The following is a 22,888-nucleotide window of genomic DNA, read 5'->3' on the forward strand; positions in this document are numbered from 1 at the left end:
GGTGTCACTTCCGTCTTTCTTCTCTCGCGTTGCGGACGCCATCCGGCCTGTCGCGGAGGTCGACCCTGCAACGCTCGCGGCGAAGCTTGATGGAGTCCGCGTCCACCTCCACCTCGCCACCGACGACCCAGCTGCCCGGCGAGCCTTCTCTCTAGCAGCGAACCTCGCTGCCCGCATCTACCCTCACATCCACCTGTCGGCAGACTGTCACGACGCCACCAAGGAGGAGGAGCAGGCGAGAGGGCTGGTACGGCGCATCAACCCGCTGGCCGACGTACAGATCATCAACCGCGCCGGGTCGCCGGCATCCATGACGCCGGACCGCGGACGCGGTGACGTCTCGGTCCGCTTGACCTTCGGAGTCGCCGACCGCCCGCCGGAGCCTGCACGGGGCTCCTCGCCAGGGGGGAGCTGCGAGGGCTCCGAGATCACTGTCTCCGCGGCCGGCTGGGCCGTCTACGTGGACCCCGCCGTCGCTCGAAGTCTCGATCAGCCCTTTGGCGATCATCCACCCGGGCATCCCTTGGCCTGGCTCGCGACTGCGGCGTTCGGCATGGGTGAGGTCTTTCGGTATGTGTTCGCAGACGAACTCGGCGAACGCGGCCGCCGTCAACGACAACCCGGAAGCATCGACCTTCTCACCGCGCAGTCCCCCGCGGGGCGGCCGGCGGAATTCAGCGGTGGCGCACTTCTCGACATCGGGCACGTGCACCTCGCGGGTGCTGGCGCAATCGGCCAGGCGACCGTCTACGCCTTGGCTTCCCTGCCGGCAACCGGCACCCTTCACGTGGTCGATCCGGAAACGGTGACCCTGTCGAACCTTCAACGGTATGTGCTCACTGACAGTTCTTCAGTCGGCGCATTCAAGGTCGAACTCGTAGAGAAAGCCTTCACCGATCTACCCTTGAACGTGGATCCGTTTCGGGGAAAGTGGGGCGAGCAGTACAACCATCTTCACGCGCCGCGGGTACTCGTGGCACTCGACAGCCCTCAGGATCGCGTCGGGGTCGCCGCCACCCTTCCGCGGCATGCCTACAACGCATGGACGCAGGTGCACGACCTGGGTTGGTCGCGTCACGAGCTCTTCGGCGCACAGCCATGCCTCGCCTGTCTGTACCTACCCAGCCGCGAACTGCCGAGCGAACACGAACTCATCGCCACAGCCCTCGACCAGGAGCCACTGCGGATCCTCGGATACCTTCTCTCCCCCGGGGTGCCGATCGGATTGCCGTTGCCCGTCCTGCCCGGGTTGCCCGCCATGCCGAATCCGAAGGAAGCCCAGCGTTGGCTTGAAGTCAGCCTGATGGCTGATCTCGTGACGGCCGGGGTGGTTCACGCTGGGGAAGAGTCGCACTGGGCTCAGCGAACTGTCGGTTCCCTGTACCGTGACGGCGTGTGCGCCGGCGGCCTGCTCCCCGTGGGCGGCCTTTCTGAAGACGTCGTCGTGCCGTTGGCCCACCAGTCCGTCCTCGCAGGCGTGATGCTGGCCGCAGAGCTGATCTGGGCCAGCGATGTCGCGCTTGCCGAGCGCCGCGACCAATCGACGGAGCATCGATTTGACGTCCTTCGCGGTTTTCCTCAAGTTGTGGCTCGCCCACGCCAACCGACCGCGCACTGCTTGTGCTCGGACGCCGCTTACCTCGAATCTAGCGCGGCGGTCACTCCGTCCGGATCGCGCGAATGAGAGCGACTCGAGGAGCACGAGGAGCCCATCACACCCGACATGATGCTTCGCGAACCGCAACGGACTGCGCCCTAGCGCACTCCGGCCGACGACAACAGCGAAGCCCACTGCTCCCATCAACACCTAGCAACGGCCGCCGCCATCGAGGTCGCAGCTAGAAGCACCGGGCTGTACCCGAGCGCCCGCGGCCGATGACGGTCCGGCAGACCCGAATCGAGAGCGCCACGACCCCTTGACTTTGACGTATCTTAGAAGCAACACTCCTCCCGTGGGCGCGACTTGCTTCCAAATCCCCTGCTTCCAAATCGATCGGCCTGAGATATCGACGGGCCGACTCGCAAGGCGATTTGCCGACCTGCCGATGCGTCCGCTCGCGGCCAGAACCCACAACTGCACCTCGACTGCGTGGCGTGCGGCGACGATCACCGTCCGCCGCATGATCGGCCACACCAACCAATGCAACAGGCACTGCATCCTCGACATCGACGGTCTCGCAACGATGCTCGGCATCTCCGAAAGTCACCTCGCCGACGAGCGTCGAGAGAACCCCGAGTTCCCCGCGCCGCGCTACATAGGAAGGATCCCCCGCTGGATCTGCGGGACCGTACTGACCTACATCGCGGCGGCAGCCGACCAGCCCGACACGCCACCCAACCCAACGCAGCCAACGGTCAGGTCAAGTCCGAGCAGAAAGGACCCGCGTCGTGTCTAGCCGGCCGGCGCGATCAGCCCACGTGCGCGACGGCCAACCCGTCCACGTCCTGCCCAGCCACCGCGTCACCTACTGGCCCAGCGGAACGCCCGGAGTGGGGCGCCGTAAGTGGATCCGGCACAAGACCGCAGAAGAGGCCCAAGCGACGGCCGACCGGCTCCGCGCCAGCTGCGGTACAGGCCTAGGTGCCCTTGCCCACAAGACGCTGCGCGACATGATGCGCGCCTTCGTCCAGCACATGGAGAACACCGGGGTCCCCACCGGCACCCGCAACCAATACCGTTCCAACTTCAACGCCCACATCCTCGACGCCATCGGGGAGGTCAAGTGCGCTGATCTGAGCATCCGCAGCTACACCGCACTGATGGACGCGATGACCGCGGCCGGCGACAAAGGACCAACCATCAAGGCGGTCAATCGCACGCTCAACTCGATGGTCAGTTTCGGCGAACCGCGCGGATACTTCCCCACCGAGAACCCCTTCGGAACCGACCGGCAACGCAAATCAGTGTTCAGCGAAGCGATGAAGACCGCGGCGCGGCGTTCAGAGACCCCCCGAACGCAGATCCGGCTCGACCACTGTCCCTCCCGCACCGATGTCGAGAAGTTCGCCGTCGCCTTCGAACGCGCCTATCCCGGATTCGGTTTCCAGCTGGTTCTTCTCGCCTACTCAACAGGGCTGAGGATCGGCGAGATCCTCGCGCTGCGCATCTGCGACATTCTCGACAACGAGGACGGCGACATCGAGATCAGCGTCACGCGACAGCTCGACCGCCACCAACCCTGGCCCGCGACCGTGCCACCGAAAGGCGGCCGACCCCGGACCACGATCGTGTGGGACTACTACCGATGGGTTCTTGAGGACCTGACGGCCAAAGCCCGGGCCCGCACCGGTGCCGAGCACGGTTGGCTGTTCCCCCGGCACCCCTCCTCACAAAAGGCATGGCTACGCTACGCCGGCGGCCTGGCGACCGTCGCCGCCACAGAGTCGGAGTGGGGCTGGAACTTCCACTGGCTACGTCACGCATTTGCGTCGGTCTCCCTCGCACCACAGTCCGCAGGGGGATACGAACTGGAACTGGCATCAGTCCAGCGATACCTCGGGCACCGAAAGCCTTCAACAACCCAGGACATGTACCTCGTGCCGCAGAAGGAGCACATCAAGAACGCCCGTAGGCGGACGAAAGAGGCGCCCGGTCACTGATCGCGGCGTGCTCGTCGGGTCGAGTCACCCAAACAGGGCGGCCCGAAGAGGCCTCGAGAAGGACAGTCGGCTCAGGCCGCGCACCTCAAGTCCTTGTGCCACCGGCCGGCGACGCTGCTCGAGGTCTGAACGGCTGATGCACTCACGAGCGGCAAAGACTCCGTGCGTCACGACGAGTTCGACTTCTCGGCAGACCAAGAGAGAACGCCCTTGAGGAACGCCTCAAGGTGCAGTTGAGGGCGCTCACAGGGCCGGTGGCCGCCAAGCAACGCCGCCCGGCAATGTGCTCGCCGAGTCCATGACCGACCCGCACTAGAAATGCCACGGCACCCGTGTGCGTCAGGTGTATCCTGACGCACCACGTGGCGGCCGCCCCTCACCTCCACCCAAGGAAGGTCAACGGTGTATTCCCCCTACCTCTACGGTCGCGACGCCGAACTCGCCGCGATCGTCGCACGCTCAACGGACTTCGGTGCCCCTCAGCAGATCGTCCCCGTTCTCGAGCCGGCCCTACGCCCCGACGGCGACGTCACCCGATACGTCAACAAGCTCACCAGATCACTCGACGCGCTGAAGGCCAACGGCGCGGTCGCCTACGTGGTGGCGAACCCAGACGTCGGTCGATTCCAGGACCCAACAATCCGCGCGCAATGGCTAGCAGGCATGGCGCAGCCGCTGGGCGATCCCGGGTCGACCCGGCCGACGTTCAAGGTCCGCGCCGGCGCCACGACCAAAGCCGTCTCAGCGTTCGCCGGCGCACACCCAGGGCGCGACCTGGGAATCGTCGTGGCCAACGAAAGAACGTTGCCAGCGGCACACCTAGCCGGCGCGCTCACCGGACGCGACGTGGTCGTCTTCCTGCTTCCCAACGTGGACTCAGCCGACTTCGTCGCTGCGTTCGGCAGCAGCAAAGTCGTGCGCGTCATGGACAACTTCGCCGCGCAGGTTCGCAACGCCGACTACAGCGGCTCGGAACTGTTCGCGAACAACCACCTCACCCACACCGCCTCCGGCCTGGGCGGCTTCGCCGACTTCACCGTCCTGCCGCCAACCGTGTCGTTCAGCGGCGGCCGAACAGGAGCCGCGGTCGTTCATCTCACCTTCGAAGAATCCAACCAGGACTTCTGGGTCGAGCACTTCGTCTCCGATGAGACCGACGTCGCCCAAGGCACGTTCCAGTCGAAACTCCTCGAAGCGCTCGCCCACCTCCACGGAGTCCTCACGAGCAACCCCCATCGATTTGTCGCATCCCCGGCCCTCGCCGACTACGCCGCCCAACTCACCTCAGGCAACGCGACCAGCCAGGGCAAGAACAAGCAACTCCAGATCGAACACCACCTTTTCCTGGTCGCGCGCCACCTCAGATTGTGAGGCCGGCCGCATGCGAAGGCTGAGCTTGCGCCATCGGCGGACCAACGCGGAAGGCCCGGTCAGGTCGCGCTGCGAACAGGCAAGACGAGCGCATCAACGAGGCGACGCGCGCCCACGCCGGAAAGAGGTTGCGCATAAGCCAAGGCCCTCAACGACGCGGGAAAACCGGGAGTCGCAACAAGGGCAGCCGCCCGGCTGCCGCGATTGCGCAGTTGAGCGACCACAGCAGCATTGGACTGCGTCGGCGAGAACGCAGCGAACGCCTCCCGCAGAAGGGGGTAGGCCGCGCCGGTCGGAGCGTCGACGCAGCGACCCGTCGTGAGGGCGACGGCTCGACGCGCCTCATCGGTTCGCAGCAGGTGGAACTGCTGTTCGGCAATGATGCTGTCGAGACGGGAGCGGGGCGCCCGGAGAGTGGCCAGCGCGCCGTTGCGGCGCAGGGCAAGCACACCCACCCATTCGGGCAGAGCCCGCACCGCCTGCTGGGCACGACGCTCGGAAACGACGACGTTGGTGAACTCGGCCCGGGTGCCGTACTGGTCGAGTTGTCCCTCGAGCCGGTCGAAGTTGTCGAGGTCGGTCTTGATCTCATACACGCTGGTCGTGCCGTTGACGACGACCAGGTCGGCGATCGCCGCCCCCATCGCAAACTCGATCAGCGGCGTCGCCGTACGGGGCGAATGACGGCCAAACACCACTTTGGAAACGATCTGTGCCTTGTAGTAGTACTCGCACCGGTACCGCTGGCCAAGAACGCCGAACGCTGCATCGAAGGCACGCCCCAGACTCCGCCCGCCCACCAGCTCCACGCTTCGTCGGGCTTTGGCCGGAGGGTCCGCGACCTGCGTCAGGGTTCGCGCCACCCCCTCGGGGAGACCTCGGCCGTTGGCAAGATCACGAAAGACCGGTCGCGTGAACGCTGCCGCGACGGCTGGACCTTCCTTCATCTGCTCCACGCTGTGTTTCTCCTGCCGTAGCGATCTCAACGGCGCAAGGGTCTCCGTGCGTCGCACACGATAGACGGTGCGCGCGGCCGGCCACGAGACAAGCGGGGACTCCTCGAGGAGGGCGCCGGCGACCGCGCAGCGCAGAGCACTGCACGCGAACCGGGTGCCAACGGAGCTCCGCTGGGCTGCGCTGCGCACCATCACAGGGTGCGGGCACCGTCACGTCTCCTCCCGCGCGGCGCGGCCCGTGCGCGGAGAGCAGGCGACGCCCTCAACGCCGGACTAGTCCCACGTCTCCTTCAACCACTTGCTCCCCGAGGCACTGAACCCTTTCCACGCCCGCGCGTCCTCGGTCACGTCGACCACCAGCAGTTCATCGCCGGAGTCGATGTGCCTGCCCAGCGCGTCGCGGATCGCCGTGCAGGTCAGAGTGGACTTCACCAGCCAGGTGGAGTCCAAGTGGTGCCACCACGCACCGAGATCCTTGATCGCCTCAATGAGCTCGTCGTAGTTCTGCCCTGGACTGTTCAGGTCGTAGGCAATCAACTTCGTCGCCACCCCACACCTCCATCTCGCCACTCCTCGAAACTCATGCAGTTCGCCTTCTCCGATGACCACGGTCCCCGCAAGCCGCGTCGAGGATGCCTGCGGGAGGAGAACGAGGGTTCAGCGCCGCGGCGCGAACCATGTCGCGGGGTCCGCTCCCAAAGCGGTGATCCGGTCCCTCAGTCGGTGCCCGTTCTCATTCAGCACGGTCCCCAAGCCGAGGAAGTCCAACGCCCTCCCGCCGAGCAGACGGTCGTGCTCACCCTCAGGGAACGCGGCCGAGACTGCCTCCACGTAGCCCTCACAGCCCGGATGCTCCAACAGCATCGACCAGTCCGAGCCGTACATGAGCCGATCCCGCATCGCGGCCCCCGCACCGGTCAGCACACCGCGCAGCATCTCGGCATAAGCGTTCGGGCCGGGAGGCTGGAGCAGGTCGGTGTGACAGCCCAGGTCCGCGTAGAGATGGTCGAATCTGGCGAGCCGGGCGATCTCGGTGGGCCAAAACGGCTTGTTCGCCGTCCGGCGGACCCCGCCGAAGTGCCCGAGATTCAGATGAAGGCCCGGATGCTTGTCCAAAACCGTCGCCCACACCGCCGGGTCTGAGCGTTCGTCGTTGCTGGCATTGCTTGCGCCCTGGGTCTTGTTGCAATGAACGGTGATCGGCACATCCTCGGTCTCGCACCAGGAGTAGAGGTCGTCCAGAATGCCGTCGATCTCGGGCTCGTCGTTGCCGAGCGGGGAGAACCCCATCGGCGGATACATCTTCACGCCGGCGAAACCGCGGTGCATCACCGCATCCTGAACCAGCCCCAGCGCTCCCGGAGCGTGCTGCTCTCGACGCGGGTCGAACCCGACGAATGGCAACAGCAACGCCGAGCGTTGCGTGAGCCGACCCATGATCGACAAGCTGCTGATCTTCTCGTGCAGATCGATCTGCTCTGCCACTGTCGTGAGGGGTTTGTCTCCTACGCCGTAAGCCATGTCGACCAACATCGGCGTGAACACATCGACGCTCGGATAGGTGGCGACCAATCGTCGAGCCACGTCGAGTCGGGAACTGGCAAGGTTGCGAGCGAACTTCACGAACGCGCTCGTCTCACCACGATCCAGGCGCCGAACCTGTCGCGGCGCCAAACCAAGGTAGGCGGCAGTGGCTGGATCGTGGGCGGCCAACGCCGCTTCGTCCTGCTCGACCTGAAGATTGAACCGCTCGTCGGCCACCTGCTCCTCAGCGCTCAGCAGCAGGTCGCGCCTCGGATGGTCGAGCATCATTTGCAAGATGCTGCGTTCGGGTTCGTAACCCAGGCCCGGACTTTGAACAAGACCATCAGCCCACCTGGCGAGCCGCGCCTTGACCCACCCGGGCCAGTCCTTGTCACGCAGGACGACCCGACGCACGAATCCTTCCACCGGAAGGTCCGCGCCGTTGAACGTGTGGCAGTGAATGTCGACGCGGGTGGCGGGGCTGTCAGACACCATCACAGGTCCCACCTCTGGGTGAAGGCCAGGGCCAGCGCCGAGAACAGGGCGGCCAATGGAACAAGGAACAAGGCGTAGGCGTCGCCCATGTCCTGCACCACATGCCAACCCGAGGGCCATGCCCCGGGAAGGGCAGTGGCCCAGATGAGGAACGACACCAACGTCAAGGACACCCGGGCGCAAACGCTTGCCCTCGACACCTTGCCCGCGGTCCGGGTCGACGGCCCGCCCGTCCACGCGCCGGCGACGACCAGCGCCGCCGCCAGCCCGGCGCCCAGGAAGAACCAGCCCGGCGACGAGGCATCGATGCGTTGAAGGAGCTGACGCGGAGTCTCGTTCCCGGTGAGCTCTCCTTGAGAAGCACCCAGGCCGAGAACAGCGGCGTAGAAGGTGATCGCCTCCCCCGGAATCCACTTCACGAACGTCGCCGGCGCGCCACTGGCGGGCGCCTTCGTAGGTTGGCGGCCGCCCGCGTTCGAGTGCGTCGTGGACGCTTCGCCTCCGATACTGAATGCGCTCATGTCGCGGCCCGCCTTCAATCACCGACAGCAGCATCCGAAACGTGGCACCCCGCCGGCACCTTTGTCAAGGATCTCTTGCGTCCTTCCGTCGTCGACGACTGACCCGGGCAGCCACATCGCGCCAGAAAACGCGCCGCCCCGCTCCCTGACGAGCCACACAAGGGCCGCCCGGCAACTAGCTGAGCTCATGTCGTCGCCGAGCCAGCCGCGTTGGGAGCTCGCCGTCGTGCCGGCGCCCATCATCTCACGTTGGTCAAGGATTGCTTGACGTCCCGCTCCTCTGCTGATTCTCTTCGTTCTCACCTCGCACACAGTCGTGGACGCCGCTGCGTCCGCCGGCGTACTTGTCAACAGCACAAGGACCCGCACGGAAGGAGGAACGAGCTGACGTGACCTCCCCCCTTGCCGCCACCATCACCGCAACCCTGATCGCTGCCCTGCTCACCGCGTGGGCAGCCGACCTCGACTTCGATGTCGACGACACCGCCTACTGGCGACGCTGGCTCGGCAAGACCGGCTACGGGACACGCCGCTGCCTGCTGGCACTCCTACCCGCGGCTGTGGGCGGCGGAGTCTGCCTGGCCATGACGCCGCTCACCACCGTGCACAACCCGTTGCTGCGCGGCCTCCTCGCGGCCGCAGTCGCTTGGGCCGGCCTGCGCGCCGACACCACTGACCCGTTCAATGCCTCCGCCACCGAGCCCGGCACCGGCGTCCCCACCGGGAGCGCCCTGCCGGTGCTGTCCGCGCTGGTCCTGATCTACGGACGTGTCCAACGACGACTGAACAAGTTGACCGATCGCAAAGTCGACGAAACGCTCGCAGCACAACGCGACAAGGCACCAACCGACCCCGCACGACTACTCATGAGTGCCCAAGAGCTCGCCAGCTACCTGGACCGAGTGGCGTCGAAACCGACGACCGCCAAGAAGGAAGCGGCCCACGCAACCGCTACCAAGACCAACCTCTATGCGCACATGGACGTCCTGATCGACCCTCTCGCCGCCGAACAACAACGCACCCGTGCCGCGTTCGCGCTCTTCGAAGTAGTCGCCGATGAGTTCAAGACGCGCCGTTGGGGCCGCGAGGCCGCACGAGAGGCCGAGACGACCACTCAAGACCCGACACACGACACAAGGAACCGACGCCGGAAACGCCGCAGCGCTCTGCATAGCGCAGGCCGCCGATGACCTCTCCGCCCGGCACCCACCCGCCTGCTGGCCGCAGCGCCTTCGACACCGCCTGCTCAGAGGTCTCGATGCTCCTGCGCCTCCAACAACGCACCACTTTGGACAGCGCGCAAGAAGCGGATTTGGCACGCGCGCTCACCGAGGTTGTCCGCACCCTGCCCCGCCTGATCAGCCGGCGGGTCGCCGGCCATCACCAGGACACCGAAGACATCGCTCAAGAAGCGCTGACCCGCTACATCAGAGCAGTCCAGCAAGGCCACGTGTCCCCCCTCGGCTCACCCAGCGGCTATCTGCTGACCATCGCCGCCAACGTCGTGCGCGACCGACACCGCAAAGCACCTCTTCCATTGCCCGCGGACGACTACATCCTCCAATCGCAAGCCGAGCAAGCCACCGACATCGAGCAAGTCACCGCGCTGCTCGACGCCATCGCGTCAGTTGAGGCGATACGGACTGCGATCGCGGCCGCGTCCGACGCCGACGACACCCTCGTACTCGAGGTCGTTGAGGCCTGGCTCAACATGGCTGGACGCGAGCTCGCAGCGCCCACGGTCCGCGAGGTGGCGCGTGCGCTCGGAATCGGCAAAAGCACCGTCGCCAACACGCTGAACCGCTTTCGGAGCTACATCGCCGCAACCGAAGAAAGGTAGACCGCCGGTGGACAAGTTCGCCGCGGATACGTACGTGGAAGTGAGAGCCCCACAGCTACTGCCACCAACGACGCTGCAGGGGCCCGCCCACCCACGTTCTGGAAGGTCCTGTGATGGAACACGCCCGCCATTTTCGAGCTGCGCCCCCAACCGGCTTGTCAGCTGCGTCCGGCCCCACGATCGATGCCGCCCGGGTCGAGTCGCTGGCATCAAGCCTGCCCGCATCCCTCATTCCTGTGCTGACGACGCTGGCGTACTTCACCGCCGAAGGACAAGCGACGCGGCTGCAGGCCCTCGGGCCAGGGTCCCGGCTGGTGCTGCAGTCGGTTGGCGTCATCCGCACCGACCGGCTCGCCCTTACGCCGCTGGGTCACGCGGTCGTTGAACACCTGCTCGAGGAAGCGGAACCTTCCACACCGGCGCCGCCCCAGGAACCTCGATCCGACCTCGGCAGCCACCTGCGTCCGGTTGCGCGCGTCGTCTCCACCGACCTCAACCTCGCTGCCGCCCACACCGCCAAGCCGACCGAAACACCCCTGGCGACCTACGCGATTGTCCCAGCCGATGAGCTGCCCAGCGAAGTCGCTGCCCGCCCGATCGTTGGCGTCGCCCTCATGGGCAACCGACTCCACGTGTGGCAGGAAGCAGCGCCGACCGACCACCACGTTGCCTGCGTGCTGGAGGAGTCGTCCATGGAGCAACTCCCCCGCCGCGGCGAGAAGCCCCTCATCGTGACCAACACCGACGGCGAACCTCCCGCCACGCTGCTGCGGCGACTTCTCATCGTCAGCCGCCGCGACGGCGGCGAATGCGACAACTCATGATCTGCGGCCTCGCGCTGCAGATGCAGGCACAGCTCCTCGACCTCGACAGGACGGTTCGAGAAATCGACCGCCTGACCCACCCTGCGACCAGTCCCGGCGCCGAGCCGGCTGACCACCAACCGACGACCACCGCGTTGGCCTCTCGCATCGGCGACACACTCGAGGCACTGTGGGGCTCACTGCACCAGTCCGCGACCCACGTCCACGACGTCGTGGACTCCGTGCCCCAATGGCTCGGCGCCGACAGCCGCGAAGGGGGACTCGGACTGCTGCTGCTGCGCACCGCCGACCTCGACAACCCCGCCAGCCCAGCGACCGGCCCGATATGGGCGAGCGTGACAGAGGCCATGCGCGAGCAGCACCGCTTCTGGCGACTCGAAGCCCTCAGCGACGAATGGATCACGCAAGTCCCTACATCGCGCCAGGCCCGCGGAAGCTATGCGCTACATCCCTGCAGCCCCACCTCGCAGGCCACCCCCATCCCGGGAAGCAGCACCGCACCCGAACCGAGGTCGCTCACCGTGTGCTTCCCCGTCGTCCACGAGGTCACCGGAAACGGCATGCTGATCGCAATGGACCTGACCGAAGGCGGAGCCATCACCACCCGCGGCGACCCGACGGCCAAAGCTGCCGACCGCAGCCGGGCCGGTGAGCCACACGGCGTGAGCCTCACCCCTGAGTTCCGCGGGGCCGTCCGAGCAGCCCGCAACGAAGCTATCGCCGTAGCCCAGTCCATGGGCGTCGACGACGCCGACCTCGCCAGCTGGAGTCACATCGAACCCGCGAGGGTGCACGGCGTACCCGACGGCTACATCATCCGAGACGAATCCGCCGGAGCGCCCACGGCGCTGAACGTCCTGGGCGCCATCCTCGGCTTGCCTCCACTGCGCCAAATCGCATCCGGCGCGGTCACCCTTGACGGGACTCTGCTCCCGTTGCCTGAAGGATCACTGCCCGGCAAAGTCACCGCCGCCCGCGATGCCGGCGTCGACCTGCTCCCCCTCACCGATGCACAACCCTTGCGTTCGGTCGCCGAACACGCCTGGGGTCCCGCCTGGGATGAAGCCGAGAAGTCCACCGCCCTCAACGCTTTGAGATCGATAGGCGTCGACGTGCAACTCGTCACCGACATCGATCTGCCCACCAGCCCCAGCGGCGAACACGCAGCGCTCGCCACCACCCCCACCCAGCTCAGATTGCGAAGCCGCGTCTCAGACGGCGACCGGACAGCAATCGTCGGAGGCGCCAACCGCACCGGACGCACCACGGAAGCTCGACGCCTCGCCATGGATTGGGCAACTCCGCGGCACGGAAACGTCATCGAAGTGCGCACCGAGGGCGGAAAATTGCCGGAAGGACGTGACCTCGTTCGAATCTGCGAGCTCGCGAAACGAGCGCTGTCCTTGCCCGAATCCCCGGTCGCGCTCGTCCTCGAAGACCTCATCCCTTATGAGGACGCCACCGACCTTGACGCGTCCCTCATCCCCGCTGCCTCCGAGGACCAACTCGTCGTCGCCGTGTGCCTCTACACCGGCGGGACACGCTGGACCTGCGAGCAAGTCATCAACACACCGACCGTGCGCGGAACCGAACAGGCCCTGCAGTTCGCTCACAACTTCCTCACCGTCAACACCTTGGAGTGCAACGAGGAAGTGACAGCGCTCGCGGTGCGAGAAGCGCAAGGAGACCTGTGGTTGCTGACCAGGCTCCTGATCGATCTCGCCCACCCGAGCAGTGCCAGCCAAGACCTCAACACAGCCGCCGCACTTCTCGGCAACACCCGGTCCGGCGCGGGCGCGACACCTCAAACTGACCGGCCCGCCACCCCCGCCGACACCGACATCACCGCTCGCAGCGCCGACGGCGGCGGGCACGACCCCAGCGCGGGGACTCAGGCGAGACCCGCCGAACGGGCAAACGCCATCGTGAGAGAACACGCCGAACGCACCCAAGCAGGCATGACCGACCTCGAACTGGCTGACGCACGAGCAGTCGCCGCCGCCAGCCTCCTCGGCATCGCCGTCCCTGCAGCGATGCTTCGCCACCTCTCCGTCCAGCAGGTGCGCCGCCTTGGCGGGCACAGCGACCACCTATCTCGGTGGTTCATCTCGCGCGGGGCCACCTGCCGAGCCGTCCTGCACGGATGCGACGCTGCCAGCCGGTCCGCTGACCAACCACAGTGGCGACGCACCGCACAGGAGCAGTTCGCCGCCCTGAAGGCCTTCCTCGACCCGTTCCTGTCCGAGCCCGATGACCAGACGACCCGGCTGGTCACAGCCCTGGTCCGATCAGCGGGCGCGGTCGAGCAGAGGCTGCACCGCCAACTGCTCAATCTCGCAACCGACATGTTCACCCACCACCTGCGCAGCACCTCCTCACCCGCCCTTCTCGCCTACGCCCTCCTGGCCGGCGGACACAACTTCGACCACACAACCCGGCGCGAGCTGTTCGCCACCTTCCTCAGGTCACTGTCGGCTCAAGGGTGGGGCGGCCTGAAGATCCGCGAAGCGACCTCCTGCCTCTACGCACTTCGGGCCCACAGGGACCTGCTGAACAATCCTCGCGATCCCGACCCGGACAACCTCCTCGCCGACTATCGCGACGTGCTGCGCGACGTCAGCACCCAGATGCGCACCACCCTGGCCCAAGCCCCACCCAGCGAAGGGATGCGGTTCATTCACGAACTCGGCCTCTTCTTCGACGAGCTCGCTGCCCGCGACCTGCCCGCCCTTGCGAGCCTTGCCACCGAACGCGCCAACCCTTACTCGATCCAGGACCACCGCGCCGTGGTCAAGCTCATCGACGACGCACTGAAATACAGCTGGGACCGGCGGCAGCACCAAACACTTGAAGCGATGCGCCACTCCCGCGGCATCAAGACCCTCCTGGCCGTCACCGACCACGACGAAGCCGGTCTGGTCCTGGCACAGCACGCGATCCGTCTCCTGCTCTACAGCCCGCCCGACCCCGAACCGCTTCACAAACGCATCGGCATCGCCACAGGTCGCAAGCTTCCCCACTCCGAGGCCCGCATCGTCGCCGAAGGACTCCTGCTGCTGCGAGAAGTCGACCGGTGGGCCGCGCGAGTCGTCGTGAGCACCGCCGGATTCGACACCTGGCTGCGCCGCGACCTGTGGGCTGAAGACTCCCGCGTCGCGCCGTTCGTTTCCGCGCTCACCATGCGCGCCCTGACCCGGGCCCACCCCGCCGTCCTGCTCTCCGCACTGCACGATCCTGACGGCACCCCATCGGAATCGGTGCTGACCTCTCTGACCGACTCGATCACCGCCACCGGCGACCTCAAGGCAGTGGGCCACGTGCTTGGCGCAGTCGCCGCAGTCGACACCACCTACGGTCCCGGCGGGGCCGAAAGCTTCACCCGACAACTCACTTCACGCCTCCTGCCTCTGGTGCGCCACGGCCTCAGCTCCGAACTGCGCAGCACCGTGGTTCTCCACACCGTGAGCGCTCTCCTCGCCGGCGAACTGCCCGCCGACGAGCTGCGCGGTCTCCTCGAACGGTGCTGCCGCGTCGTCGCAGCCGAAGCGCACGACAACGACAAGGACAGCGCCGCGCGTCTCGCTCTTCTGCTGGCACAACACAACGACGTCGGTACAGAATTCCTCACCCTGCTCGATCCCGAGATCAGCAACGACCTGCTGCTGCACCGCATCTGCGAAAGCCAATCGATCACCGCGCGCGGCGCCTACCTTCAACTGTCCTGTGCCTTGGACCGCACCTCAGACCGCACGTTCGTCAGCCACCTCCTCGAACGCCACTGGCTGCCCACCTCCCTGGTCAAGCTGAGAAGCACCGACTGCCTTTCCGCTCTCCAAGCGCTCCACGCCTACGCCGGGTTCCTCACCGAGGCCGGCATCGAATTTCATGTTCAAGCACTACTGGACGAAACACATCCCGGCGGCGACTGGGCCATCAGACTCCGACAGCTGCACCACCCCGGCCAGCTCAGCCAAGCGCTGAGTGTGTTGAGGAAGATGTCGCCCACTGCCGCTCGAAACGCGACCGCGCGTCTCGACACGATCAACACCGCCGGCCACTGGCTCACCGCTCCGCCACGCAACCCGAACCTGACCGTCACCGCCGCGCCATCAAAGGTCGCGCCGACACCCGGTGGGGAAACCACGACGCAGACCACTCCCGCAAGCGCGCCACCGCCCACCCCGCTGTCGGTCGCTCGCGCCCACCGCAACCGCTCCACCCCTGCGCCCGGGCTCACCCGCCTCGTGCAACGCCAGTTCGTCAACCCGGCGAGGGCCGTCGAACTGGTTCAAGCGATCTACAAGGTCGACCCTCCTCGCGCACGGGGCATCGGGCGCGACCTCACTGCACACGAAAGCTGGAACGCTCGAGTCCGCGGCATCCTCGACATGGACACCGCTGCCCAAGTCGGGGCGACGCTCATCATGATGAGCCGGGCCACCATGTGGCTCAACGACCGGCACCTGCACCTGCTGCGACGCGACTGGCTTTCACAGGCCGCAACCGTCAGATCCGTGCGCAGCGCCGAATCGATGCTCCGCGGTTTGGTGGCAGCCTGCCGCGGCGACAGCACCACACTGGCTGCCGAGTGGGCTGACGCCTTGAGAATTCGCGCCATTGGCAGCCGACTGTCCCAAGGGTCTCCAGGAGACCTCGAACGGGCCGCGACCCTCATCAATGCGCTGTCCCTGTGGGGTCCAGACGGCAGCGCAGCTCTCATCGCACAGCACCTGCCCGGCGACGCAACCCAACGCACCACCCCCCGCACCGCGGCACTCCTGCTCGAAGCGATCCACGACATCGACCCCGGCCTCGCCGCCGCCCACGCGAGCGCCGCATCGCAGGCGCTGATCCACCACGCCACCCGAGGATTCGTGGTCAACCACAACCGTCACTGGCACCAACTCGGACAACTCGCGATCACTGTGAATCGCCTCGCACCGGGGACCACCACCCTGCAGGCAACAGCCGCAGCGATGACCATTCCCGACACCCGGACCCGGGCCTGGGCCATAGCCGCGCTCGGAGGTTCGATCGACCCGGCGTGGGCCGACGCCGATAGCAGCTCGCGCGCCACGTGGTCCTCCACCGCGCGGCTGGCACGCGTCCTCGCCCTGTCTCGCGCCGGACTGAGCGCGTCCTTGGACGCCACCGATCTGGCGCGTGAGGTGGCGGCCACCGTACGCGAGGCGGGCCATGGATGGCGCGCCGAGCTCTTGCGTTGCGCAGCCGTCGACCCGATCCTGCGCACCACCCTAACTCCGAGCATCTGCATGGACATCGCCGAAGACGCCGAGTCAGAGCTGGCGGTCGGCGAACCGGAGGCGGCCAGAGTCAAGGATCTGCTGTTCGCGCTGCTGTGAGCCACGGCGAAGTCCGGCTTCGTGCGACGGTAGCCCTGCATCGCATCCGACCTCTTCACCTGCCCGGCGCCCATCCTCGAGGCGCGGGTGACGCAACGTCAGCGGTAGACCCCTACATGTAGGCCTCGTCAGCGGGCGCGATCTCACACAGGCGCGAGATGACACACCCCTCGGGGTCGGCAACCGCCTCGTTGCCGCATTCCCTCCATCACGCCCGGCTGCCTTCCTGGCCCAGGCATCTCTACGGCACTCTTGTTCTGCACCCCCCCGGGGCCGAGGATCCGCGCCACCCCACTAACGCGGCACCGCGCAACTCTCCTGGTTCGGCCGAGAACGACGTGCTGAAGACCGCGCCCTCCCCATACGCCTCGGAGACGGCGGGCAACTGCTGCGACTGCCTAGGACAGAAGCGGCGGCACCGGCCATCGGTGTCGCCGATCGTCTCGAACCGGTTGCGTGACACCGCCACCTGTGTCAAGGTGCCCTTGTCGTTAGTCATACTTACCTTGACAGGAGATTCTCATGCGTTCGTTCAAGTTCCTCTTCGCTCGACTGATCCAGGCGACCCAAGGACGCGACACCGCCGCGCACTACTACTGGGCGTAGGTCCTTGATGCGAACCCCGCGCACCGCCCGTGTTGCTCAGACACGACCACCCGGGCCGCGGGGTTCGCTCCTGTCTGGGAACCTGGCCGCCTACGAGGCCGACCGTCTCGGCTTCCTGACCCGGCTCCGCGACGAGTACGGTGCCGTGGCCAGACTCGCGCCGCGATCGACAGCCATCAACGATGCAGCTCCCGCTCTGGAAATTCTTCGCGACCGATCTGGTGCCTTCGACGTTCGCGACAACTTCCTTCAACAGCGCATCAATAGCCAAGAAATGACAGATCGTCTCGCGCCCCGGCCCTTGCTGAATGCCGCACTGCGGGCCCGCACCTCCCAAGGGGTCGCCGCGCTCCTGGCCGACAAGCTCCTCGACGCGTTCGAAGACGCCCGACCCGCCTCCGGCGGCATGAATCCCACACCGGTGTTGGAGCAGGCCTTCTCCCAAGCACTTTCACAGTTCTACTTCGGCTCCGGGGCGGACAACATCGCCGCGACCGTCGGCGCCCTCCTCGACGAACTCGGCCTCATCATCGGCAACCCCTTCGCCCTGCCCGCGTGGGTCCGCTCACCCACCCGGCGCAACATCGAACACCTCTACCGCGCCGTTCGGGAGCCGGTCGTAGCCGCGCTCGAGGCGAGAGCAGCCGACCCGGGGCGATTCCACGACGCCGCCGCGAAGATGATGGCAAGCAACTCCAGCCACACGATCTCGCGAATCGCCGACATGGTCATCGGAGCCTTGCTGGCCGGCCACCGCGTCCCCGCCGCCGGCGGAGCGTGGCTGCTCATGCTGCTCTCCCAGCACGCTGATGTCCAAGAAGCCGTCCGAGCCGAGCTGCGAGCGATGCCCAGCAAGCGCCACACCGAGATGAACCTCGTTGCGCGCGTCGTCATGGAAGGTCTGCGCCTCTACCCGCCGACCTGGATGATCACGCGAACCGCCCAAACCGACGTGGACGTGCAAGGCTGGCACTTCAAACGCGGGCACAACTTCCTCATCAGCCCCTACGTCATCCATCGCGACGAGTCGTTCTTTGTTGATGCTGCTCGGTTCCTTCCCGACCGTTGGCTTGAATATCGGCCCGCACAGGCCGCCTTCCTTGCCTTCGGCGCCGGCATCCACCTGTGCCCAGGCCGCAACCTGGCTCAGGTTCTGCTGCGCGCCGCCGTGGCCACTGCCGTGACGAACTACAACATTCGGCCGGCGCCAGGCAAGATCAGCGCCAACCCGCGCACCACGCTGCTCCCCGATGGTCTGCGACTGCACCTCACACCGCTGTCAGACCCACTCGCATCTGGGCCGGTTCAGGGCCCAGGACAGCCGCGTCAGGCGCGAACCTTCTTCGGCGACCCGGTGTCCGCCTGACGATTGGCGAACCTTTCCCAAGCCGCCTGCCGCGACACTCCGAGCGCCTTGCCGATCTCGGCCCAAGAGATCTTGCGTGCCCGAATGAACTCGACCCAGTCACGGGCGAAATCTGCGTTCTGCTGCGCCGACTTCAAGATCAACGGCAGCGTCGCGAGCAGCTGCGCGTCGGACATGTCGTTCCAAACCGGGCGGGTCGCATCGGTCACCCGCTTCTGGGATCGCGAATGCTCGTAGTAGGACTCCAGGCATTCAAAGCAGATCATTGCGCCCAACCCACCTGCGAGCCGCCGTTCGGGCGAACCTGGTTCGCCGCAGAACGAGCAGAGCTTCTCCTCAAGAACGCGCTCAACCATGCAAGACCCCTCCTGCCGCCTCCTCGGGGCAGTCAATGACTGCCAAGGACACCCAGACTAGCCCGCCCGACCGGATTCTCGATTCGGCACGTCGTGGAAGCGCTGCCAGGCCGCTTGACGCGACACGTTCAACGCGCCACCTATCTCGCGCCACGTCGCCCTCCGCCGACGCAGCAACGCCACGCACGTGCGCAGGTCCTTCATCGAAGCACCCACTTGAGCTTCCAGCTCGACGAGGAGCTCCAGCAGATCCTCCACCGGCATAGTGCGTAACGCTTGGTCGTCGAGCGTTGCAGGCCGGCCACGGAGCCGATCTGGCCGGTGAACGGATCTCGGCTCGATACCCTTCACCATCCACTCCTTCGAAGTTGAGTGGCAACCGGCCATGCCCCCTCACGAAGGCACGCGCGTGACGCCGGTGCAATGTCCGGCAGTATGTCAAGTATTTCCTGACGGTACAACTGGCGCCCCGCCCGCCGGGGACAGGCCCTGCCGGCTGGGGGCACCACCGGATTGCTATCCGTTGCTATCCACAGCCGTCTGGTGCTATCCCCTGGAGAGAAGGTCTCGGAATAGCGCGTTGCCCACGCCGGCTCCTGGTCGGCGCTGGACGCCCCTGCCGGTTGGTCGGCGAGCCGTTCCCTCGATCGCGCATGACTTCAGCCGTCGCGGCGTAGCGCCAGTGAGGGCAGCGGGCATGGTCGCCGGACGATGATCCTGGGCATCGTCGGCTCGGGACGCATCGCCTGGCCTGCGCCTCCGCCGGGGCCCGAACCCGTGACCGGGTACGCGGCGTCGACCTTCGACCCGACCGACACTGACGCCGTCATCGCGGAACTCCCAGGACCGTTGGCGAAGCGCCCCGCCGGCAGGGTCAGTCCGGCACTCAGCGTCAACGTCTAGCCAAGTGAGGGCAACAAGCCCGCCACCACCGCGAAGCCGGTCGCCGTGAACCACGATCGCAACGTCAAAGGAGAACCGACGGTGTGCAGCCGTTGGCGCCACAAGCGCAATCATCTCAGGCCGCCCGCGCTGGCCGGTAGCGGTTCACGGCAGGGAGCCGACACGTTGGTGAAGGGCGCCGATCCGGCATTGAACGCGGCCTCAGCTCACAAGAGCAAGTTCTTCTCCTCGGCGCACAGGCCCCTACCAAGCTCCGGCGCTCGACGCCTCGCCTCTGGATGCGCGTTGTCACATGTCGTCGAGCGTGTCGTGGTGCGCGACCCGCTCGGGCTGCTCAAGCCGCGGTGAGACACAGGCGCGCACCCACCCCAAGGGCGATTGCTCGTTCGTGGCCCCCCCGACGGCTGCTCATCTTGACGAGGCGGACGCCGTCGTCTCCAACCGGTCAGGCGTGGATGATCGGCAAGGGACTCAGTGCGGCGGGTCGACCAGCGTGAAGGTGACAGCGTCGGGCTCAGCCTCTTCTCTGACATCGGACTCCCCACCTGGCGAGGCCAACGCTTTCTCGAGGAGATCGGCAAGTTCGGGGCACACGTAGCCTCGGATCGGCGCCAGACGGGGATCTGCAGAGGGTGGCATGAGGTTGACAGTCACGATTCGACGGGATGCGCAATCAACTGGGCGAACTTTTTCGATCTCTGCCAGGCGCCCCTCGAAGGAACCGGGTGGGCACGCTCGCCTGCGCTGAACGCGGTCGGTGCCCTCTCCCTCCTCACAAGGTCGCTCAGCAGGCGAGGGCGCGCACCCAAGAGTCGTCTAGCCGGCTGCGCGGGCACATTGCGCCAACCCGGGCTGTCCGCACCGTGGCAGACCACACGCCGACAGCGCCGATCTTGAGGAGACCTCATGCCCGAGTCCACGCCGACGACCCAGAGCCGTGAGGACCACCCGCCGCTCGATGTCTTCGCCGCCGCCCACCTGCTCGATTCACTATGGAACAGCAGCGCAAAGGCCGTGGCGCCTGACGCGATCGAGTGGCGATGCAACACGTGGGGAAGTGGTCGAGGCGCCGCCGACTGGCTCGAGACTGCGACGTTCGACGTCGTCACCGCGGCCCTGGATCTCCACAGCTGGCGCAACCGCGGTGGGCGCGACGAACTGGTCGTCGCCGTCCCGCTGGAACGGGCCGTTCGGGTCGTCCGACTGATCGAACGGCTCGAAAAGCATGAACCGGAAGCGTGGCCGTGGTGCGACGTGGACGTCGAGGACCCCGTGGGCTTGGCAGCCGAGGTGCTCGGACTTTCGCCCGCGGAGGTGGCCGCCAACGACCAGCTGATGGAGGCGCTGCGTCTCCTCTGATCGACCGCCTCGGCTTTTCACGCCGTCAGCCGGACCGACGGTCCGGGTCCGATACTATCGTGAAAGATACTATCGTTGGTGATACTATCTTTGATGATAGTATCGTTGATGTAAGTAGGAGGCCGGCTCATGTTCGTCGGACGAGTGACGCAGTTGAGTGCCTTGGACTCGATGCTGAACCGCGTCCGCACCAAACGTGACCCCAAGCCGGGGGCCGCAGTGCTCATCCGCGGCCGTCGCCGCGTCGGCAAGTCGCGGCTGGTGGAGGAGTTTGTCAGCCGCGCCGGCTTGCCCTATCTGTTTTACGCCGCGGCCGGTCGGCCGGTCGCGGAGGAGCTGCGGCTGTTCGCGAACGAGGTCGCGGCCTCAAACCTGCCCGGAGCTGGCACGTTCCGCGACGTACAACTGGGCTCGTGGGATGCCGCCCTCCGGTTGCTGGCGACCGCGGTCGGCGACGACGGGTGCGTCGTCGTTTTCGACGAGCTGCCCTACCTGATCGAGAAGGACCCGGGGTTCGAAGGCTCCTTGCAGGCGGCGTTCGACCGTGAGCTGTCGCGCCGCCGCGTCCTGCTGGTCGGGATCGGGTCAGACCTGGCAATGATGGAGACGTTGGACTCCTACGGTCGGCCGTTCCACCAACGCGCCACCGAGATGGTGGTGCCGCCGCTGTCGCCGGCCGAGGTCGGCGACATGCTCGACCTGGACGCAGCGGAGGCGTTCGACGCCTACTTGATCACCGGCGGCCTCCCTCTGATCTGTGATGAGTGGCCGACCGGGACGCCGATGTGGGACTACCTCGAAACGGCGTTCAACAACCCGACCTCGGCGCTGACTGTCTCCGCAGAACGGGCGCTCGCTGCGGAGTTCCCCACCGAAGCCCAGGCCCGCGAAGTCCTGGCAACGATCGGCGGCACGGGCGAGAGGACCTTCACCACCATCACGAAGCGGGCGGACCTGACCGCTGCGGCCTTGACGCGCGCCACCGACATCCTCACGACCAAACGACTGATCGCGGCAGAACGACCGTTGTCGGCCAAGCCGTCACGGGAGACCCGATACCGGGTGGCGGATCCCTACCTGCGGTTCTGGCTGACCTTCCTGGAACCCAACATGGGCCTGATCGAGCGCGGACGCGGCGAGACAGTCCTGGCACGCGTCCAGGCGTCGTGGTCGAGCTGGCGTGGCCGCGCCGTCGAACCGGTGATCCGAGAGTCGGTCGAAAGGCTCACACTTGGCCTCGGGCCAGACGGCGCCTCGGGCGTGGTCGGGGGCTACTGGACCCGCACCAACGATCCAGAGATCGACTTGGTGATCGCCGACCGCGAGCCGGTGGCGAAGTCAATCTTCGCGGTGGGCTCGATCAAGTGGCTCGACGGCCCGTTCGGCTCCCGTGACCTGGTCAGGTTGATCACTCATCGGGGCCAACTGCCCGGAGCCGACGACGCGACGGCGCTGATCGTGGTCAGCCGCGCGGGGTATGCCGCCGAGGAACTCAATGGGCTGCGCGTGTTGACGCCCAGTGACCTGCTGGATGGTTGGTGAGGCTTCACTGAGTCCTCGGGGGTACCTCGGCGCCAGCGACAGCAGCCGTGCAGCAAGCGACCCTCCGCACCCCAGCTCGACCCGCACCCGATGCGCCCAAGCGTCCTCCACGCGGCGCGGCCAAGTCGGCCTCGAGCGAGACGAGCCCCGTTCGCGAACACGAACCCCCACCGCTCGCGGGCCCGGGCACTGCACTGGTCCCGGTCCCACGCGAAGCCGGCGCAGCCTCCTCCCAGGTAGCCGGAACGCGGCCCTGCGGCCT

Annotated in this window: 17 protein-coding genes; 11 read left to right on the forward strand and 6 right to left on the reverse strand. The window is 66.6% G+C overall.

Translation table 11 applies throughout. The annotated features are described in order from the left end of the window. Position 1 precedes the first annotated feature (1 nt). The 4 genes from ACAX67_RS11005 to ACAX67_RS11020 all read left to right on the forward strand — a co-directional run bounded on the left by ACAX67_RS11005 (position 2) and on the right by ACAX67_RS11020 (position 4,971). Positions 2-1,684 carry a ThiF family adenylyltransferase gene (locus tag ACAX67_RS11005; protein WP_370703891.1) on the forward strand — a complete coding sequence of 561 codons (1,683 nt, stop codon included), beginning with the start codon at positions 2-4 and terminating at the stop codon, positions 1,682-1,684. A gap of 436 nt (positions 1,685-2,120) precedes the next feature. After that, on the forward strand, positions 2,121-2,396 hold the full coding sequence (locus tag ACAX67_RS11010) for a hypothetical protein (RefSeq protein ID WP_370703892.1): 276 nt from the start codon (positions 2,121-2,123) through the stop codon (positions 2,394-2,396). 214 nt (positions 2,397-2,610) lie between these two features. After that, positions 2,611-3,600 carry a tyrosine-type recombinase/integrase gene (locus tag ACAX67_RS11015; RefSeq protein ID WP_370703893.1) on the forward strand — a complete coding sequence of 330 codons (990 nt, stop codon included), beginning with the start codon at positions 2,611-2,613 and terminating at the stop codon, positions 3,598-3,600. Positions 3,601-4,002: 402 nt separating this feature from the next. Beyond that, on the forward strand, positions 4,003-4,971 hold the full coding sequence (locus tag ACAX67_RS11020) for a sce7725 family protein (RefSeq protein WP_370703894.1): 969 nt from the start codon (positions 4,003-4,005) through the stop codon (positions 4,969-4,971). Between the two features lie 59 nt (positions 4,972-5,030). Here the strand turns inward: ACAX67_RS11020 and ACAX67_RS11025 are convergent, their stop codons facing one another. The 4 genes from ACAX67_RS11025 to ACAX67_RS11040 all read right to left on the reverse strand — a co-directional run bounded on the left by ACAX67_RS11025 (position 5,031) and on the right by ACAX67_RS11040 (position 8,467). Next, positions 5,031-5,918, reverse strand: a complete 888-nt coding sequence (locus tag ACAX67_RS11025) for a sce7726 family protein (protein WP_370704531.1) — start codon at positions 5,916-5,918, stop codon at positions 5,031-5,033. A 282-nt stretch (positions 5,919-6,200) separates the two neighbouring features. Then, positions 6,201-6,476, reverse strand: coding sequence for a CRISPR-associated protein Cas2 (locus ACAX67_RS11030; RefSeq protein WP_370703895.1), 276 nt, complete (start codon positions 6,474-6,476; stop codon positions 6,201-6,203). Between the two features lie 108 nt (positions 6,477-6,584). After that, complete coding sequence (locus tag ACAX67_RS11035; RefSeq protein ID WP_370704532.1) at positions 6,585-7,946, reverse strand: amidohydrolase family protein; 1,362 nt, start codon at positions 7,944-7,946, stop codon at positions 6,585-6,587. Next, on the reverse strand, positions 7,946-8,467 hold the full coding sequence (locus tag ACAX67_RS11040; protein WP_370703896.1) for a hypothetical protein: 522 nt from the start codon (positions 8,465-8,467) through the stop codon (positions 7,946-7,948). The genes ACAX67_RS11035 and ACAX67_RS11040 overlap by 1 nt, the downstream gene beginning before the upstream one ends. Positions 8,468-8,856: 389 nt before the next feature. On the opposite strand from ACAX67_RS11040, the gene ACAX67_RS11045 reads away from it, so the two are divergent. From ACAX67_RS11045 to ACAX67_RS11065, 5 genes are all read left to right on the forward strand, one after another. Next, positions 8,857-9,657 (forward strand): hypothetical protein, encoded by an 801-nt coding sequence (locus ACAX67_RS11045; RefSeq protein ID WP_370703897.1) that lies wholly within the window; start codon positions 8,857-8,859, stop codon positions 9,655-9,657. Beyond that, entirely contained in the window at positions 9,654-10,307 is a 654-nt protein-coding gene (locus tag ACAX67_RS11050; protein WP_370703898.1) for an RNA polymerase sigma factor, read from the forward strand. Before ACAX67_RS11045 ends, ACAX67_RS11050 begins: the two co-directional genes overlap by 4 nt. A gap of 113 nt (positions 10,308-10,420) precedes the next feature. Next, complete coding sequence (locus ACAX67_RS11055; RefSeq protein ID WP_370703899.1) at positions 10,421-11,131, forward strand: hypothetical protein; 711 nt, start codon at positions 10,421-10,423, stop codon at positions 11,129-11,131. Continuing rightward, complete coding sequence (locus tag ACAX67_RS11060; protein ID WP_370703900.1) at positions 11,128-16,494, forward strand: hypothetical protein; 5,367 nt, start codon at positions 11,128-11,130, stop codon at positions 16,492-16,494. The genes ACAX67_RS11055 and ACAX67_RS11060 overlap by 4 nt, the downstream gene beginning before the upstream one ends. A 613-nt stretch (positions 16,495-17,107) precedes the next feature. Next, a complete protein-coding gene (locus ACAX67_RS11065) occupies positions 17,108-18,466 on the forward strand; it encodes a cytochrome P450 (RefSeq protein WP_370703901.1) in 1,359 nt (452 codons plus the stop codon). Here ACAX67_RS11065 and ACAX67_RS11070 read toward each other — a convergent pair. Continuing rightward, positions 18,427-18,822: a ClpX C4-type zinc finger protein gene (locus ACAX67_RS11070; RefSeq protein ID WP_370703902.1), complete on the reverse strand. Its 396-nt coding sequence runs from the start codon at positions 18,820-18,822 to the stop codon at positions 18,427-18,429. The genes ACAX67_RS11065 and ACAX67_RS11070 overlap by 40 nt on opposite strands. Before the next feature lie 57 nt (positions 18,823-18,879). Beyond that, entirely contained in the window at positions 18,880-19,080 is a 201-nt protein-coding gene (locus ACAX67_RS11075; RefSeq protein ID WP_370703903.1) for a hypothetical protein, read from the reverse strand. 1,551 nt (positions 19,081-20,631) lie between these two features. On the opposite strand from ACAX67_RS11075, the gene ACAX67_RS11080 reads away from it, so the two are divergent. Together ACAX67_RS11080 and ACAX67_RS11085 are read left to right on the forward strand one after the other, a co-directional pair. After that, positions 20,632-21,084, forward strand: a complete 453-nt coding sequence (locus ACAX67_RS11080) for a hypothetical protein (RefSeq protein ID WP_370703904.1) — start codon at positions 20,632-20,634, stop codon at positions 21,082-21,084. Between the two features lie 129 nt (positions 21,085-21,213). Further along, on the forward strand, positions 21,214-22,626 hold the full coding sequence (locus ACAX67_RS11085) for an ATP-binding protein (RefSeq protein ID WP_370703905.1): 1,413 nt from the start codon (positions 21,214-21,216) through the stop codon (positions 22,624-22,626). Positions 22,627-22,888: the final 262 nt, after the last annotated feature.

Origin of the sequence: Nocardioides candidus (genome assembly GCF_041321175.1) — a bacterium.
Classification (GTDB): Bacteria; Actinomycetota; Actinomycetes; order Propionibacteriales; family Nocardioidaceae; genus Nocardioides.